The organism is Granulicella sp. 5B5, assembly GCF_014083945.1.
In the GTDB taxonomy this organism is placed as follows: Bacteria; Acidobacteriota; Terriglobia; order Terriglobales; family Acidobacteriaceae; genus Granulicella.
Genome location: NZ_CP046444.1, coordinates 3,568,823 through 3,585,047 on the forward strand (window position 1 = coordinate 3,568,823; position 16,225 = coordinate 3,585,047).

At 62.4% G+C, this 16,225-nt stretch carries 13 protein-coding genes; 10 read left to right on the plus strand and 3 right to left on the minus strand.

Annotation, left to right across the window (positions count from 1 at the left end; genetic code table 11):
- Positions 1-296 precede the first annotated feature (296 nt).
- The gene (locus tag GOB94_RS15120) at positions 297-1,931 is read left to right on the plus strand and encodes a YncE family protein (RefSeq protein WP_182276681.1); all 1,635 of its coding nucleotides are present in this window, start codon (positions 297-299) and stop codon (positions 1,929-1,931) included.
- Positions 1,932-2,113: 182 nt separating this feature from the next.
- Here the strand turns inward: GOB94_RS15120 and GOB94_RS15125 are convergent, their stop codons facing one another.
- Positions 2,114-2,974 (minus strand): anti-sigma factor, encoded by an 861-nt coding sequence (locus GOB94_RS15125; RefSeq protein WP_182276682.1) that lies wholly within the window; start codon positions 2,972-2,974, stop codon positions 2,114-2,116.
- Positions 2,971-3,540, minus strand: a complete 570-nt coding sequence (locus GOB94_RS15130; protein ID WP_255484039.1) for a sigma-70 family RNA polymerase sigma factor — start codon at positions 3,538-3,540, stop codon at positions 2,971-2,973. Before GOB94_RS15130 ends, GOB94_RS15125 begins: the two co-directional genes overlap by 4 nt.
- Positions 3,541-3,810: 270 nt before the next feature.
- On the opposite strand from GOB94_RS15130, the gene GOB94_RS15135 reads away from it, so the two are divergent.
- The 4 genes from GOB94_RS15135 (at position 3,811) to GOB94_RS15150 (ending at position 8,223) form a co-directional block, all read left to right on the plus strand.
- Positions 3,811-4,566, plus strand: coding sequence for a TlyA family RNA methyltransferase (locus GOB94_RS15135; protein WP_182276684.1), 756 nt, complete (start codon positions 3,811-3,813; stop codon positions 4,564-4,566).
- A 53-nt stretch (positions 4,567-4,619) separates the two neighbouring features.
- Positions 4,620-5,480, plus strand: a complete 861-nt coding sequence (locus GOB94_RS15140) for an NAD(+)/NADH kinase (RefSeq protein WP_182276685.1) — start codon at positions 4,620-4,622, stop codon at positions 5,478-5,480.
- Positions 5,481-5,560: 80 nt separating this feature from the next.
- Complete coding sequence (locus GOB94_RS15145; protein WP_255484040.1) at positions 5,561-6,202, plus strand: DUF305 domain-containing protein; 642 nt, start codon at positions 5,561-5,563, stop codon at positions 6,200-6,202.
- On the plus strand, positions 6,199-8,223 hold the full coding sequence (locus tag GOB94_RS15150; RefSeq protein ID WP_182276687.1) for a hypothetical protein: 2,025 nt from the start codon (positions 6,199-6,201) through the stop codon (positions 8,221-8,223). The genes GOB94_RS15145 and GOB94_RS15150 overlap by 4 nt, the downstream gene beginning before the upstream one ends.
- Before the next feature lie 72 nt (positions 8,224-8,295).
- Here the strand turns inward: GOB94_RS15150 and GOB94_RS15155 are convergent, their stop codons facing one another.
- The gene (locus GOB94_RS15155) at positions 8,296-10,698 is read right to left on the minus strand and encodes a TonB-dependent receptor (protein WP_255484041.1); all 2,403 of its coding nucleotides are present in this window, start codon (positions 10,696-10,698) and stop codon (positions 8,296-8,298) included.
- A gap of 447 nt (positions 10,699-11,145) precedes the next feature.
- Between GOB94_RS15155 and GOB94_RS15160 the strand changes: the two genes are divergently transcribed.
- From GOB94_RS15160 to GOB94_RS15180, 5 genes are all read left to right on the plus strand, one after another.
- Positions 11,146-12,507, plus strand: coding sequence for a cytochrome ubiquinol oxidase subunit I (locus GOB94_RS15160; RefSeq protein ID WP_182276689.1), 1,362 nt, complete (start codon positions 11,146-11,148; stop codon positions 12,505-12,507).
- 12 nt (positions 12,508-12,519) lie between these two features.
- On the plus strand, positions 12,520-13,566 hold the full coding sequence (gene cydB / locus GOB94_RS15165) for a cytochrome d ubiquinol oxidase subunit II (protein WP_182276690.1): 1,047 nt from the start codon (positions 12,520-12,522) through the stop codon (positions 13,564-13,566).
- 167 nt (positions 13,567-13,733) lie between these two features.
- Positions 13,734-15,509, plus strand: a complete 1,776-nt coding sequence (locus tag GOB94_RS15170) for a hypothetical protein (protein ID WP_182276691.1) — start codon at positions 13,734-13,736, stop codon at positions 15,507-15,509.
- Between the two features lie 150 nt (positions 15,510-15,659).
- A complete protein-coding gene (locus tag GOB94_RS15175) occupies positions 15,660-15,941 on the plus strand; it encodes a BrnT family toxin (RefSeq protein ID WP_182276692.1) in 282 nt (93 codons plus the stop codon).
- Positions 15,942-15,945: 4 nt separating this feature from the next.
- A complete protein-coding gene (locus GOB94_RS15180; RefSeq protein WP_182276693.1) occupies positions 15,946-16,194 on the plus strand; it encodes a CopG family transcriptional regulator in 249 nt (82 codons plus the stop codon).
- Positions 16,195-16,225 lie beyond the last annotated feature (31 nt).

Here is a 16,225-nt window from a genome sequence, read left to right on the forward strand (position 1 = left end):
CGTCTTCCCGTCCCAGCACGACCCACGATTTCCATCCCTTCATTGTAGAGGTCTGTACGCTGGAACCGGCAAAGATGTCTCATCTCGACTCGTAGCGGTCTCTTTGTGTCCAGGTGGAGAGATCTGCAGCTCCTGCCGCAAACCTCCCTCGCTCTCCAAAACGCCTGCGGCGCGTCCATTCGACAGTCACTATCCACATCCGGTTACACGCAACAGATTCATTTACAATCATCAGTAACGTCGAAGCCGACTTGAGGCAACCGATCTTGGGAGCAGTTTTGTACTTGCATCAGTTCATGAAGCACCGCACCGTCGCCGCTCTTGCCTTGGCCTCCGCCACTCTGGGCCTCAGCGCCTGTGGCAACCAGTACCGTCCCGTCGTCAGCGCCATCAGCCCCGTCGGCCCGGCCAGCCAACCCACCAAGTATGCGGTCGCGGTCTCGAACCCCACCAGCACGGTGGACCAGATCACCGGATACAGCATCGCAGCCAATGTGATAACGGTCTACGTCAAGACGTCCAACCCGTTTACCGCAGGGCAGGTCGTTACGCTCTCTGGATTGCCCACCAGCACCTTTCTGAATGGGCAAAACCTCACGGTTCTTTCGACAGGTCTTTCGACGACCCAGTTCGAAGCCAGCTTCACGTACGTGAACACTGCCGCAACGGAGACGGGATTTGCCGCGCTGTCTGGATCGCTGCCTGGCCTCGTCACCTTCGTCGACTTCTCCGGCGACACTGTCGTTGATACCCCCAACATCCTCGCCAACCCCAGCTACTTCGCTCTGAACAACACTGGCACCGAGGCTTTCGCCATCAACACGGACGGGTCGCTCAACGACTTCGCCACCAGCAATCCCGCCTCGCTGCTCACCAGCAACGTCGTGGCGACAACGCTCACCGCGAACTCGGCGCCGGTCAGCATCTCGGCCATTACACCGGCCAACGGCACGGCCTCCATCTTTATCCCGCAGACCAATAGCTCCTCCGTCGCGGTTCTCAGCGTCGCGAGCACTTCGCTGCTGCAGACTCTCTCTGTTGGCGCGAACCCGGTCTACGTCGTCGGCGCGGACGGCACCCCGCGCGTCTACGCCATCAGCCAGGGCACCAGCGGCAACGGGCAGGTTGCGGCTATCGAGGCCACCTCGTCCTCCTCGCTCGGCATCTCCACCACCATTCCCGTCGGCGCCACGCCCGTCTACGGCGTCATGACCGCCGACACCCGCCGCGCCTTCATTCTCAACAAGGGCAGCAACACCGTCTCGGTGATCAACGTCGTCAACAACGCGCTTGACTCCACGACGCCCACCATCAATCTGGGCGCCGCCGCCAGCAACGGTGCCGTTGCGGCCCCCGACCCTGTCTGGGCCGACCTTTCGCCCACGACCAATCAGCTCGTCGTGCTCAATCAGGGCGATGGCACACACGCCGGCACCCTCAGCATCATCGACATCCCGCTCTGCACGGCCAGCACCCAGACCGCCAACCCACAGTGCAACGCCAACAACCCTGTCGATGGCAACACCTTCGGCACAATTACTAACACCGTCAACGTCGGCATCAATCCGCAGATGGTCTCGGTCCTGCGCGACGGCACCGCCGCCTACGTTGCCAACCAGCTTGACTCCACCGGCACCTGCGCCGCGGGCGAAGGCTCGGTTTCGGTCGTCAGCCTTATCTCCGGCACGGTCACGGCCACTATCTGCGCCACCTCATCCAGCGCAGCCACAATCGGCGACAACACCAGCCCCTCGCTGGTCTATGGCCACCCCTCCACCATCTCGGCCACGACGGGTGATCCCACCGGCAAGGTCTACGTCACCTCGCCCGACAACCAGTACATGACCATCATCTACACCGACTCCAACACCGTGCAGGGCCACATCAACCTGCAGGGCCTCGGAGTCCGCGTCCTGACAACGTTGCCATAGCCTCAAGTTTCAAAGACCAGCGAATCACCCAGAGGCAGACGCTATAACGTCTGCCTCTGTTCTTTGCCCTCAGCGTTGACGCTTATCGGCTCGACTATCGCTGCCGTATCGCAACAACACGAAGGCCGCCAGCTAAGGCGGCCCCTGCATTCACTACTCTTTACTCCTCTACTCCTCCACCTTTAGTTCCCCATCAGCACAATCGGCAGCGTCGGTGCATCGGAACCGCCCGCACGCTCCACCGTCACGCCAACTGCGGCGACGTCCACATCCTTCGGCAGGGAAGCGGTCAGCTTGGTCGCGCACCCCTGGCTATCCGGATTGAACGTGCCGGCCGGGATAGGCTTTGCGCCCTTGCCCGACGGGATCAGCCACAGCTCATAGGTCTTGCCTGGCTCCAGCTGCGTCAGGTGGTTGGCTACAAACACCATCGAGCCCTTGCTGCCCAGGTAGGACACATGCCCCTCCGGCAGCGCCGGCGTGCTCGACGGCAGCGTCAGCGCCACCTGCTTGGCCTTGGAGCTCGTCAGCGTCTCCAGCACCAGGCTCGCGTTGCTGGCCTCGGCTGATACCTCCGTCAACTCCGAGCGGCTGGCCGCCAGGTCGTTCTTGAATCCCTGCGTCTGCTGATACTGCAACCCTGCGACCCCGATAGCCGCCGCGGCCACAGCCCATCCTGCCCAGCCGGCTACGCCCATCCTGCGCTTCACCAGCGGAGCCTCGCCAAAGCTCAACACGTTGTTCAGCCGCTCCGGCGCCTCGCCCGGCCGCTCGATCTCGGCGGGTTCCGCGGCCATCTTCGGCGCCAGGCGCTTCTCCTTGGCGATGCTGCGCATCAGCCGCTCGCGTGCCGCAGCCGGAGGCACCTGCACATCGGCCGTCATGGCATAGCTCGCCATATCGCCCTGCACCCATGCCAGCTGCTTGCGGCAGTCCTCGCACGACAGCAGATGGTCGTGGGCCGTGGTCATCTCCTCATCGGGCAATAGCTGGAGAGCGAAGAGGAGCAAATCGTCTTGCGAAATGTGGTTCGCCGTGCTCATGCCTGGAAAGCCTTTCTCACCGTAATCAGGGCACTGCGGATGCGTGTCTTCACAGTGCCTAACGGATCTCCCGTCATCTCGGCGATTTCGGCGTGCGTCAATCCATCGAAAAACGCCATCTCCAGCATCTTCCGCTGTTCCGGTGGAAGCGTCACCACCGCTGCCCGGGCCCGCTCCATCAAGAGGTTGCGCTCTGACTCTTCTGCAAGGTTGAAGGTAGACGCCAGCGCCACCTCCTCGATCTCTTCGCTCGGCCTCTTCCGCCGCAGCATGTCGATCGCACGGTTCCGCGCCACTACCGCCAGCCAGCCACCAAGACTACCCTTGGTCGCTATAAAGCCGCTGGGGGTGCGCCATACCTGCATAAAGATCTCCCGCATCACGTCCTCTGCCGCTGCGGTATCTCGCAACACACGCAGTGCGACGGAATAGACAATCTTGGAGTAACGGTCATAGAGCAGGGCCATCGCCTGCTCTTCGCCGCTCTGGATCTTCGCGAGCAGCGATGCGTCTTCATCCGACGTTGTCGCTGGCATAGCTTCGACCCCATCCAACTCTTCACTCATAGAACGCACCCACAGAAGCTTCGGATTTGCATGACCCCGCCGAACAGCTCATTTCACCGCACTGCGGACATCTCCGCGGCGGTTACTTCGCATCGCGTGGGCCGCAGCCGTTTGTGCTTGTGTCAACTGGCCTCGCCCAGTGTACGCCATCCATCGGCACACGTTGCATCCTGTAAACATGCGTCGTTCTCTCTTCGCGCGCCGCGTTCCACAACGGTGCAGCCAGCTCTCCGCTATCCTCAACCGAGCGGCATAATCTGCCTGTCTCCTATGAAGAACCGTCTCGATAAGCTCCTCGTCGACCGCGCACTCGTCACCAGCCGCGAGCGCGCCCAGGCCCTCATCCTCGCCGGCCGCGTCCTTGTCGACGAGCAAAAAGTCGACAAGCCCGGCGTCTCCGTCTCCACCGAAGCTGCTCTCCGCATCCTCGGCGACGACCTCCGCTACGTCAGCCGCGGCGGCCTCAAGCTCGAGCACGCCCTCAAGCAATTCGGCATCTCCGTCGAAGGCCTCGCCTGCGCCGACATCGGCGCCTCCACCGGCGGTTTCACCGACTGCATGCTCCAGCACGGCGCCGCCTCAGTCCTTGCCGTCGACACTGGCTACGGACAGATCGCCCACGCCCTCCGCACCGACCCACGCGTCACGCTCCTCGAACGCACCAACGCCCGCTTGCTTACTCCCGGCCAGCTTCTCCCGCTATCGCCACAGCCCGTCACATTCTTCGCCATGGACGTCAGCTTCATCTCCGCGACCCTCGTCCTTCCCGCCGTCCTCAGCGCTCTCGTCCCGCCCGGTGATACTTGGCGCGGCGAAGCCGCCCTCCTCGTCAAGCCGCAGTTTGAAGCTGGCCGCGAGCACGTCGGCAAAGGCGGCATCGTGCGCGACCCCGCCGCCCATCAGCTCGCCATCAATCGCATCAAGACCGCCGTCACCGACCTCAACGGCCTCGCACTCGCTCTCATCGACTCCCCCATCCGTGGCACCGAAGGCAACAAAGAGTTCCTCCTCCACGCAAAGTTTTAGCGTCCTTCGTTGTTTCTCTATCCTCTATCCTCTATCCTCTACTCACTGTCCTTATGCGCCTCGCTGCCATCATCTCCAAACCGCAGAAGCCCGAGATGGAGACCATCCTCCCCGAGCTCACCCGTTGGTTGCTGGCCCACAACTACGACACCATCCTCGACCCCGAATCCGCCGAGTACCTGCACACGCCGCACCTCGGCGTAGCGCGCACCGAGCTCCCGCGCCACAAGCCCAGCCTCGTCATCTCCCTCGGTGGCGACGGCACGCTGCTCTCCGCCGCCCGCGCCTTCGCTGAAACCGAAACCCCCATCCTCGGAGTCAACCTCGGTTCTCTCGGCTTCCTCACCGAAGTCCCGCTCGCCGACCTCTACACCACGCTCGACTGCTGGAGCTGCGGCACCGCGATCATCGACACCCGCAGCCTCATGCACGCCGGCCTCTTCCGCAACGGCCAGCTCTTCCGTGAGTGGGAGGCCCTCAACGACGTCGTCGTCAGCAAAGGCGCCATCGCCCGCATGGGCGAGTTCGCCATCGAACTCGACGGCCAGTTCGTCGCCCGCTTCCGCGCCGATGGCGTCATCGTCTCCACCCCCACCGGTTCCACGGCCTACACCCTTGCCGCCAACGGCCCCATCCTCATGCCGCAGGTCGACGCCATGGTCCTCACCGCCATCTGTCCGCACCTGCTCACCATCCGCCCCATCGTCTTCCCCGGCGACTCCGAGATCGCCGTCACCGTCGACGTCGTCCCCCACGAGAGCTACCTCACCATCGACGGTCAGGAAGCCGTGGAGCTCGACCTCGGCGACCGAATCCAGTGTCGCAAATCCACCCGCAAGGTCCACCTCCTCCGGCTGCATCCCAACGGCCTCTTCAGCGTCCTCCGCAGCAAGCTCAGCTGGGGCGAACGCTAAGTCACGTTCTGGCTGGTTGACGCCGTGCTACCGTTGAAGGCAACAAAATGTCCCACCACCTCAAAATGTGTACTGTCCTGTTGTTTGTCACTTCTGTCGCTGCGACGGCGCAGCAGTCTCCTGTCGTCGTCCAACCCGGCGCGCCCGGCCAGCCCAGCAAGGTCCTGCCGTCTGACACCCACGCCACCGTCCCGCCCGTCGCACAGGCTGACATCGACTTCATGCAGGGCATGATCATGCACCACACACAGGCCGTCGTCATGACCGCCCTCATCGCCTCGCACACCACCAACCCCGGCGTCCGCCGCCTCGGCGCGAAGATCAGCTCCTCCCAGTCCGACGAGATCCGCTTCATGCAGCGCTGGCTCGTCGCCCGCGGCCAGTCCACTTCCATGCCTATGCCCGGTATGCCCGACATGGCAATGTCCGGCGACGATGTGGCACCCATGCCCGGCATGTTGACGCCCAGGCAGATGGCCGCTCTCCGCGCAGCCCACGGCGCGCAGTTCGATCGCCTCTTTCTTACCGGCATGATCCAGCACCACGGCGGTGCGCTCTCCATGGTGAGCGACCTCTTCAACTCCGCTGGCGCCGGTCAGGACGCCGACCTCTTCAACTTCGCCACCGACGCCGACAACACCCAGCGCGCCGAGATCCGCATCATGCAGAATATGCTCGCCAAAGAATTCCCAGCTCAAGAATCCTCCAAGGAGACCCGATGAATCGCACGCAAACCCTCACCTCGCGCTGGGCAATCCTCACCCTCGCTGCCGCTGGCGTCTTCGCCGCCGCTCCATCGCTCCGCGCCCAGCAGCCCGCGCCCAACCCCAAGGCCGCTGCCAAACCTACGCCCACCGACGAGCTCGATGAGTTCGCGCCTAAGCCCGCGCCGCCGCTGCCCGCCGGCATGACCGGCTCCAACATCCACGACCCTCGCTACACCCTCAAGGCCGGCATGTACGACGCTGGCGAGACCTCCCTCGGCATCAAGCACCTCGACTTCCTCAAGAAGCCCGACCCCTTCCGCCTCGACGCCACCTCGCCCAACGATCCGCAGGTCACCAAAACCCTCGCCCTGCTCGGCATCGGCAACGTGGCGAAGATGCCCGCCTCGCTCAAGCCCGTCATCGCGCAGCTCGCCTACGCCAACTCCGACTTCGCCTTCCAGGGCACGCATCTCTTCCAAGGCAACTTCTACGGCATCAGCATCTACGACATCGCCAACCCCGCGAAGACCAGGCTCCTCACCACCCTCATCTGCCCCGGGGGTCAGGGCGACGTCTCCGTCTATGGCAACCTCCTCTTCATGTCCGTCGAGATGCCCAACGGCCGCCTCGACTGCGGTGCGCAGGGCTTCCCGGCCGACCCGCCCGCACCCGAGCCCAAGCCCGGCGAAGCGCCAGTCCGTCGCCTCCCCTCGCCGCAAAAAGAGCGCTTCCGCGGGGTCCGCATCTTCGACATCTCCGACATCCTGAACCCCAAACAAGTCGCCGCCGTCCAGACCTGCCGCGGCTCCCACACCCACACCCTCGTCGTCGACCCCAACGACAAGGACAACGTCTACATTTACGTCTCCGGAACCTCCTTCGTGCGTCAGTCTGAAGAGCTCGCGGGCTGCTCCGGCGGCACGCCCGACAAGGACCCCGACACCGCGCTCTTCCGCATCGACGTCATCAAGGTCCCGCTCGCGCATCCTGAGGACGCAAAGATCGTCTCCAACCCGCGCGTCTTCATCGATGCCCGCACCGGCGCGCTCAACGGCCTCAACAACGGCGGCAGCCACGACAAGGGCGCCGAAAAGCCCGCCGACACCAACCAGTGCCACGACATCACCGTCTACTCCGCGCTCGGCCTCGCCGCCGGTGCCTGCTCCGGCAACGGCATCCTCCTCGACATCAAGGACCCCGTCCACCCCAAGCGCGTCGACGCCGTCAACGACCCCAACTACTCCTACTGGCACTCCGCCACCTTCAACAACGACGGCACCAAGGTCGTCTTCACCGACGAGTGGGGTGGGGGACTCGGCGCGCGCTGCCGTCCCAACGACCCCAACAAGTGGGGCGCCGACGCCATCTTCCACCTCAAGAGCGACAACCTCTCCCTCGCCAGCTACTACAAGCTCCCCGCCGCACAGACCGACACCGAAAACTGCGTAGCCCACAACGGCTCGCTCATTCCCATCCCCGGCCGCGACATCGAAGTCCAGGCCTGGTATCAGGGTGGCATCTCCATCATGGACTTCACCGACGCCGCTCACCCCAAGGAGATCGCCTACTACGACCGCGGCCCCATCGACGCCAAAACCCTCGTCCTCGGCGGCGACTGGTCGGCCTACTGGTACAACGGCCACATCTACGGCTCGGAGATCGCCCGCGGCCTCGACGTCTTCGAACTCACCCCCACCGCCAACCTCACTCAGAACGAGATCGACGCCGCCAAAGCCGTGCAGGTCACAGAGCTGAACGTGCAGAACCAGCAGAAGATTGTCTGGCCCAGCGAGCTCATCGTCGCGAAGGCCTACCTCGACCAGCTCGCCCGCTCACAGGCGCTCTCGGCCAGCCGCATCGCCCACACACGCGAGGCTATTGCTAAGGCTGAAGCCTCGCATATGTCCGCGAAGGAAGTTGCGAAGCTGAACAAGCTTGCTCCGTCCCTCGAAGCCACCGCCACAGCAGCTAAAGACCCAGCCGACTCCAAACGCCTGCTGGCCCTCGCCGAGATCCTCAAACACCCCAGCGCCTAACCCCCTCTTCATCGCAGCAAGCAAAAAGCTCCGGCCGCAGCCGGAGCTTTTTGCTTGTGTTCGCTCGCTGTCTTAGAACTTCACACTCAGGGTCCCCGTAATCGCGCGGGGCGCGCCCGGTTGCAGTGTGTTGTTCGCAATCGAAGTTGGATCGCTGGCGACAAAGCCGTTTGTGCCGACAGTGCCCCAGTACTTCGTGCTTGCGATGTTGTAGATATTGAACTGCAGCTTTAGCTGGTCGAACGGGCCAATCTCATCGACATGGTAGCTCGTTCCAAAGTCCCCGAGAAAACGTCCGCCCACGCTGTTGTCGTTCGTGTACGTGAAGTAGCGCTTGCCCATATAGTCCGAGCCCATATGGATGTCGAAGCCCTTCTTGCTGTAGCTCAGCTCATTCTTATACAGGAACTCCGGCGAGTCGACCGCGATCTTGCCACCGGTCAGGATCGTCGTTACCGCACCCGTTCCGCTCGTGATGTTGTAGTTCGAATCGTAGCTGGACTTGCTGAAGGTCAGTCCGTTGTAGAACGTCCATCCTTCGTGGAGGCGGGCTGTGATCGCTCCATCCACGCCGTTGGTCGTCACTCCGCCAACGTTTGACAGGATGGAAGCCGCACCGGCAATGCCAGGGCCCTGCTGAATCGCCAGCAGGCGGTTGTAGAAGTTCACGTGGAAGTAGCTCGCCTGCGCCTGGATGCGGTTATCCGTATGGCGGAAGCCGCCCTCCTCACTCCATGCACTCTCTGACTTCAGATTGCTCGTCAGCGCGTTGAAACCGGCCTGCGTCGTTCCCCACGGAGAGGTCCCGAAGCCATTCCCGCCGACCTGAAACGACCGGACGTTCTCCGCGACATCGGCGAACACTTCGTGCTTCTGGTTCAGCTTCCAGTTCCCGCCGACCTGCGGCAGAAACGGCTTGCCGGAAGTCAGCTTGCCCTGCGCATAGTTGGAAGCCACGTCCGTCGGGCTGAGGTTCAGGCCCGCGTCGTACGCCACGAGGTTGCCAGTCTGATACGTTTCGCTCGTCTTGAATCCGGCAACGATCGTCACCTTCGGCGTGATCTTAAACGTGTCCTGCAGATACACCTGGAACAGGTTCGTCGGGAAGTTGTAGGCCCACTGCGTGAAGAACGGGTTCTTCGGTATGTCGTAGACGGTGAACGTCGGTGCCAGCAGCGTGGTGCCGTAGAAGCGCCGTGCCAGGTCGAAGCTCTCCTTCTCGAACCACACGCCGCCCTCGATCGCATTGCGTCCGTTGTCGTAGTTCAGCTCGGCGAGCACGCCGCCGCGCGCGATCCGGTACTCCGAGGTGCGCTCGGAGATCGGCGAAACCGGCGTCAGCGTGGAGTTGTACGTGGCTAGGTAAGGCGTATACCAAAGACCCGCTCCGGCATCGTGATGTCCGTACACAGTGGTCTTGAATGTCAGGTGGCTGGTGATCGCGGTGTTGTACTTCAGGTACCCGATAAAGTCCTTCCGCAGACCACCGGCAGCGTAGTAGCCAACGTCTTCAGGATCATTGGAGAGATCGCCGAATCCGCTTTGAAGGGTCGGAATCGCACCCGGGAACACCGTCGGTATGCCTGCGAACACATGCCCTCCGCCGCCCTGCGCGTTATACGCATTGGCAGCCTGCAGGGCTGTGCCCCAGTCGCCGAAGTTGTCGGTGTGATATCCGAGCTTCTGTACCCACAGCTTGTTGTCGTCCTGGTAGTCGACCTCTTGCCGGTTCGAGTAATCGGCATACGCCGTGAACATGCCCTTGCTGCCCACAAACTGCTCCAGCTTCGTATTGAACTGGAAGTAGCTCTGCCGTATCGGCCCCGAGCCGCGCCACTTGTCCGACGTCTGGTACACGCCATCGACGAATAGCTTCGTATGCGTAGGCAGCAACCCTGTGTCGTAGCGCACAAACGTGCGCGATCCACTGAAGCTGCCAAAGCTCTGCGTCGCCTGGAATCCGCGCTTGTCCGAAGGGTCGATGGAGAAGAACTGCACCGCGCCGCCAAGGTTGCTGGTCGAAGCCGTATCGAGCGCTCCAGTGCCCTGTGAAATCGAAGCGTGCCCCAGGTTCTCGTCGATCAGCGCGCGGCTGATGTGCAGACCATTCAGATTGCCGTAGGACATATCGCCCAGCGGTACATCGTCCAGCGTAAATCCAAGCTGGTTCTGGTTGAAGCTGCGGACGGAGATCCGCACTGCCCACTCATAGGCTCCATAGGGATCTGCCGACGTGATGCTCACACTCGGAAGGTGTCCAAGCACGGCGATGGGGCTGGTACCCGGCGTCGTCTCGAGCAGCAGCTTCTGATCGACCGTCTGCACATCGCGTGTCTCGCCGGAGGCCGTTACCGTCACCTCATCGGAAGCCGTAACCTGTGGAGTGCCCGGTTGGGCCTGCGTCTGCGGCTGGCCTGTGGCTGTTTGGCTCTGCTGTGCGCTGACGAGTGCACCTTTGGCACACATCATTCCCATTAAAACGATGGCTGCTCTTGTAAGTCTTCCGTTCATTGTGTTCCTCTCTGCGGCAAAAGTGTTCCAGGTTAGTCTTCAAAACGGCAGCGGTATACAGACACAAATCCGCATTCCTGCAACTGAATCAGTGCAGGCAGGCTTCCTATACTTGTCTCTGTAACCTCCGGCCGAGGCCTCTCGATTCCAGATATTGAGTGTGGTGAGCTTACAGAAAGCGGTTCGCTGCAGCGTGCAGCGATGTTGAACATTGGGTGAAATATCCCCTGCGACATCTGTTTTGGTCCGCAAGCACGACCATGAAGCCGCTATCCGCTTCTTCGAGACCATGGCCCACGCCCGAATCGGTCCTCCGCGCGTCACGCAGAAAACCGGCGTTTACCGCCGCCGATCACTGACACAGCGTTCAACCCGGCATACACTTGCCGTGTGTGAACAGGAGACCGCTGGATGGATGCTCTCACGCTGCATCGAATTCACTTTGCCTTTACCGTCACCTTCCACTATCTGTTTCCGCAGCTCACCATGGGCCTCGCGCTGCTCATCGTCATCCTCAAGACGATCGCCCTCCGCACCGCCGATCCTGACACGTCCGAGCACTACAACCAGGCAGCCCGTTTCTGGGCTCGCATCTTCGCCATCAACTTCCTCCTCGGCGTCATCACCGGCATCCCCATGGAGTTCCAGTTCGGCACCAACTGGTCGGAGTTCTCCCGCCGCACCGGCGGCGTCATCGGACAGCCGCTCGCCATGGAAGGCGTCTTCTCTTTCTTCCTAGAGTCCTCTTTCCTAGGCCTCTTTCTCTTCGGCGAGCGGCGTCTCACCCGCTTCCAGCACTGGGGCGCGGCCTTCCTGGTCTTTCTCGGCTCCTGGATATCTGGCTTCTTCATCATCGTCACCGACGCCTGGATGCAGCACCCCGTCGCCTACCAGCTCATGCCCGACGGCACCTTCCAGGTCGCCAGCTTCTGGGGTCTCATCATGAACCCCTGGGCCTGGCTCCAGTACGCGCACAACATGTGCGGAGCCGTCGTCACCGCCGCCTTCGTCATGTCCGCCGTCGGCGCGCTCTACGTCCTCCAGGACCGCGTCGAAGACTTCGGCCGCATCTTCCTCAAGCTCGGCGTCATCACGGGCGTCATCGCCTGCGTCCTGCAGATCTTCCCCACCGGCGATCTCCACGGCAAGTACCTCGCAAAAAACCAGCCCGTCGCCATCGCCGCCATGGAAGGCCTCTTCCACTCCCAAAAGGGCGCGCCCATGGTCCTCATGGGCCAGCCCGACGTCGAAGCTCAGAAGATCGACAACCCCATCGCGGTCAACGACGTCCTCAGCTTCCTCATCTACGGCACCACCTCGGCTGAGGTCAAAGGCCTCGACGCCTATCCCAAGGACCTCTGGCCCACCACGCTGCCGCTGCTCTTTTACGCGTATCACATCATGGTCGGCCTCGGCACCTACTTTGTCGCCATCATGGCGCTTGCGGCCTTCCTGCTCTGGCGCGGCAAGCTCTTCACCGCACGCTGGGTCTTGTGGCCATTGCTGGTCAGCTTCCCGCTGCCGTACATCGCCAACACCGCCGGCTGGATGACCGCCGAGATCGGCCGCCAGCCCTGGCTCGTCTACAAACTCATCCGCACCTCGCAGGGATACTCCACCCACATCGGCCCCGGCACCAGCCTCTTCTCGCTGCTCGGCTTCCTCGGCCTCTACACCGTCCTGTCCATCCTCTGGATTCTGCTGGTCTACAACATCATCCAGAAAGGCCCGGACGAAAGGCACCTCTCCGGCCACACCCTCACCACCATCTAGGAGCGCAGCCCCATGGCCTCACTCTGGTTCTGGATCGTCGCCGTCATGCTCGCCGCCTACGTCGTCCTCGACGGCTTTGACCTCGGCGTCGGCATCCTCATGCCCTTCGTCGCCCGCACCGAAGAAGACCGCCAGCAGGCCATCCACTCCATCGGCCCCGTCTGGGACGGCAACGAGGTCTGGCTCATCGCCGCCGGTGGCACGCTCTTCTTCGCCTTTCCGCTGCTCTACGCCTCATCCTTCAGCGGCTTCTACATGCCGCTCATGATCGTCCTCTGGCTGCTCATCCTCCGCGGCCTCTCCGTCGAACTCCGCATGCACTTCCGCGACCCGCTCTGGCGCACCTTCTTCGACGGCCTCTTCTTCTTCTCCAGCACCCTGCTCGCCATCTTCTTCGGCGCAGCGCTCGCCAACGTCGTCCGCGGAGTCCCCATCGGCCCCGACAACTACTTCTATCTCCCGCTCTGGACCAACTGGCGTACCGGCATCAGCCCCGGCATCCTCGACTGGTACACCGTCATCGGCGGCGTCATGGCCCTGCTCGCATTGGCGATGCACGGCGCGCTCTATCTCATGATCAAGACCGAAGGCCACCTTGAGCGCCGCGCACGTGTCGCCGCCGGCCGGCTATTGCCCTTCGTCGCTCTCGCCACCGTCTGCGCCATCCCTGCCACGGTCCTCGCCCGCCCCGGCTCGCTGAACAACTACACCCTGCATCCGGCCGCGTTCCTCTCGCCTTTGGGAGTCATCCTCAGCCTCAGCGGCCTCCTCGTCTTCATGCGCAAACACGACTACCTTCGCGCCTTCTTCTGCTCCTGCACCTACCTCATTGCAATGCTCTGCGGCGCCGCCGCCGGTCTCTACCCAGTGCTCTTGCCCACCACCATTCCCGGAGGCCAGTCCATCACCGTCGCCAACGCCATCGCCGGCCCCCACACCCTGCGCGTAGGCCTTGTCTGGTGGACCTTCGGCACCCTGCTCGCCATCCTCTACTTCAGCATCGTCTACTGGCTCTTCCGAGGCAAAGTCTCCCAGCACGAAGCCACCTACGGCCACTGACGCCCTCACACCGTATTTTCACTTGACACCGGCTCCCGCTTCGGAGACCGTGATAAGGCCTCGCCGGGTCCCCCTTCATCTGTCACGCAGAGCTTTCACGGCAGACACGTCCGCATCGCAGCCTGCTGACTACTAGGCACCTCTGCCTAACGAAAGGTCAGGTCACGATGTCCTCCGGCTCCTTCACCGCGGCTCTCTTCCTCTCCTCCAGCAATCCACCCGCTTCGCTTATCCCTTCGCAGATTACCGGCAACGTCGGCGTCTGCCTCAGCGGAGGCGGCTCACGCGCCTTCACTGCGGGCATGGGCCAGCTCCAGGCGCTGGAAGCGCTTCAAGCCAACGGAGCCAGCCTCCTCAGTCAGGTAGTCGCGCTCTCCACAGTCTCCGGCGGCGGCTGGATCGGCATCCCGTTCACCTATCTGCCATCGTCGCAAGGCACTGACGCCACCTTCCTCGGCCTCTACACCGAGCCCGCCAGCCTCAGTCTCGACATCATCCACGCCACCCCCAGCGGCATCGGACAGCAGATCAACAGCGGCTTCTCCATCTCCGAGATCGCCCTCACGGCCATACACCTCGCCACGGCCGAGGGTGTGCCCTGGAACATGGTCTGGCAGACCATCATGGGCCTCACCTTCCTTCAGCCTTACGATCTCTTCAGCCCCGGCACGGACGACGCACCCACCGACCTCTTCTCCTACAACACCGCCTCGCTCACCCAGTACGTCACAGGGCCGAACCCATCGCTGGACTCCACGATGACGGACCTCGTCGCCCAGCCTACCGGCCAGCGCCGCCCTTATCTCATCTCCCTCTGCGGTCTTTCCGTCTCCGTCAACGGCGTCCATGGGCTGCTTGCGCCCGTCCAGTCCACCCCTATCGCCACCGGAGTCCTCTCGACACCTCCCGGCGCGACGGACATCAATCAGCGCCCTGTCGGCAGCGGTGGCGTGGCGTCCTTCGCCTTCAACTCCACGCCCACTGCCTCCAGTAGCGGCACTGTTACCGTCCAGCAGTCCCGTCAGTGGTCACTCACTGACATCCTCGGCACCAGCAGCGCCGCCTTCGCGCAGGACATCATCAACAAATTCAACGAATGGAAACTCAATCCCGTCCAGTTTCAGGCCGAGCTCCGCGTCCACAGTCCTGCTGTCCTCAGCAAGCTCACGAAAGCTGGCATGGTCCACAATCCTGCGGGCCTGCTCTCCGCGCCTGGCGGCCCCGCCACCATTGCCACCCTGCCCAGCGCTGTTCAGGACATCATCCCCGTCTACGACTATTGGTCGCCGCTCAACCCGCCCATCGGCCAGACCCTCAACCCCAATCAGTTCACTGACGGCGGCTCGCTCGAAAACACCGGCGTTGCCTCCATGCTCTCCTACTCCAACGTCACCCGTATCGTCGCCTTTATCAACACCGAACATCCCCTCGCGCAGGCGACCGGCGGCCCCGTTCAGGTAGATGGCAGCCTCCCGCCTCTCTTCGGCTATCAGCCCTACTCCAACGGCGCCTACACCCCTTACGGCAACGGGGAACCGATCGGCAAGGGCTTTGCGCCCTTTCAGTTCAATCAGGTCTTTCCCTCGGATGCCTTTGCGGATCTGCAGCAAGGGCTGTGGAGCGCCTCAGGCTCAGGCCAGCACTCGGCCGCTGCAATCTATACGCAGCAACTCACCACCGTGGCAAATCCGTGGTTCGGCGTCCCTGGCGGCCAGTCCGTCACCGTCGTCTGGGTCTACCTCAACTACGACACCGCCTGGTACGACGCAATCACTGACCCGTTCGTCCGTGTCGCAGTGGACTTCGACGTTGCTACCCACCACTTTCCCAGCTACAGCACCCTCAAGACTGACCTCTCCGCTACTCAGGTCAACCTGCTCTCCAACTTTGCCTCGTGGATCGTCCAGTCCAACGCCGCCACCTTCATCGCCCTCTTCTCCTGACGCCCCTTGACACGCCCCGTACAATTAAAGATGTCAGCAAAAAGCAAAGCCCGGCAGCCGCCGGGCTTTTGTCGTGGAACGAGGAGAATGTCTCGGAGAGCGCAGAGCGATAAAATGGTCATCGGTACAATAGTGGTATAACTGTTATCCATGCGCTTCCATTTCGATCCCGAGAAGAGCAAGAGACTTAGGGCCAACCTGGAGCGGGGCATCGGCTTTGAGGAGGTGCAGGCGCTTTTTGAGTCGGAGCACATCACCGACCGTCGCTCCGATGATCCCGAGCAGTTCCGTGCCATCGGATGGGTGGATGGCACCCTCTATAGCGTGATTTATGAAGTGCGCCACGACAAAGAAGGTGATTTCTACCACCTTGTGACTTTATGGAAGGCCACAAAAGAGGAGAGGAGAGCATATGCCGAAAACATTCACTAGACCGATGCCTGCAGAGAAAATCGCGGAGATGGCTGATCGTGGACAGGACATCTCAGGCCACTTTACAAATCAGTTCACGATCGTCAGACCAGCCGTTCAGCGGGTCAATGTGGACTTCGCCGCTCCGATGCTCCAGGAGTTGGATCGAGAGGCGGAGACGTTGAACATCAGTCGTCAGGCCGTCATCAAGACCATGATCCGTGAAGCACTCGACCGCCGCTACCGTGCACAAAAGGCCCGTCACGCCCAGTAGCGACCAGTCATCCTATTTCTCCAGGGAAGCT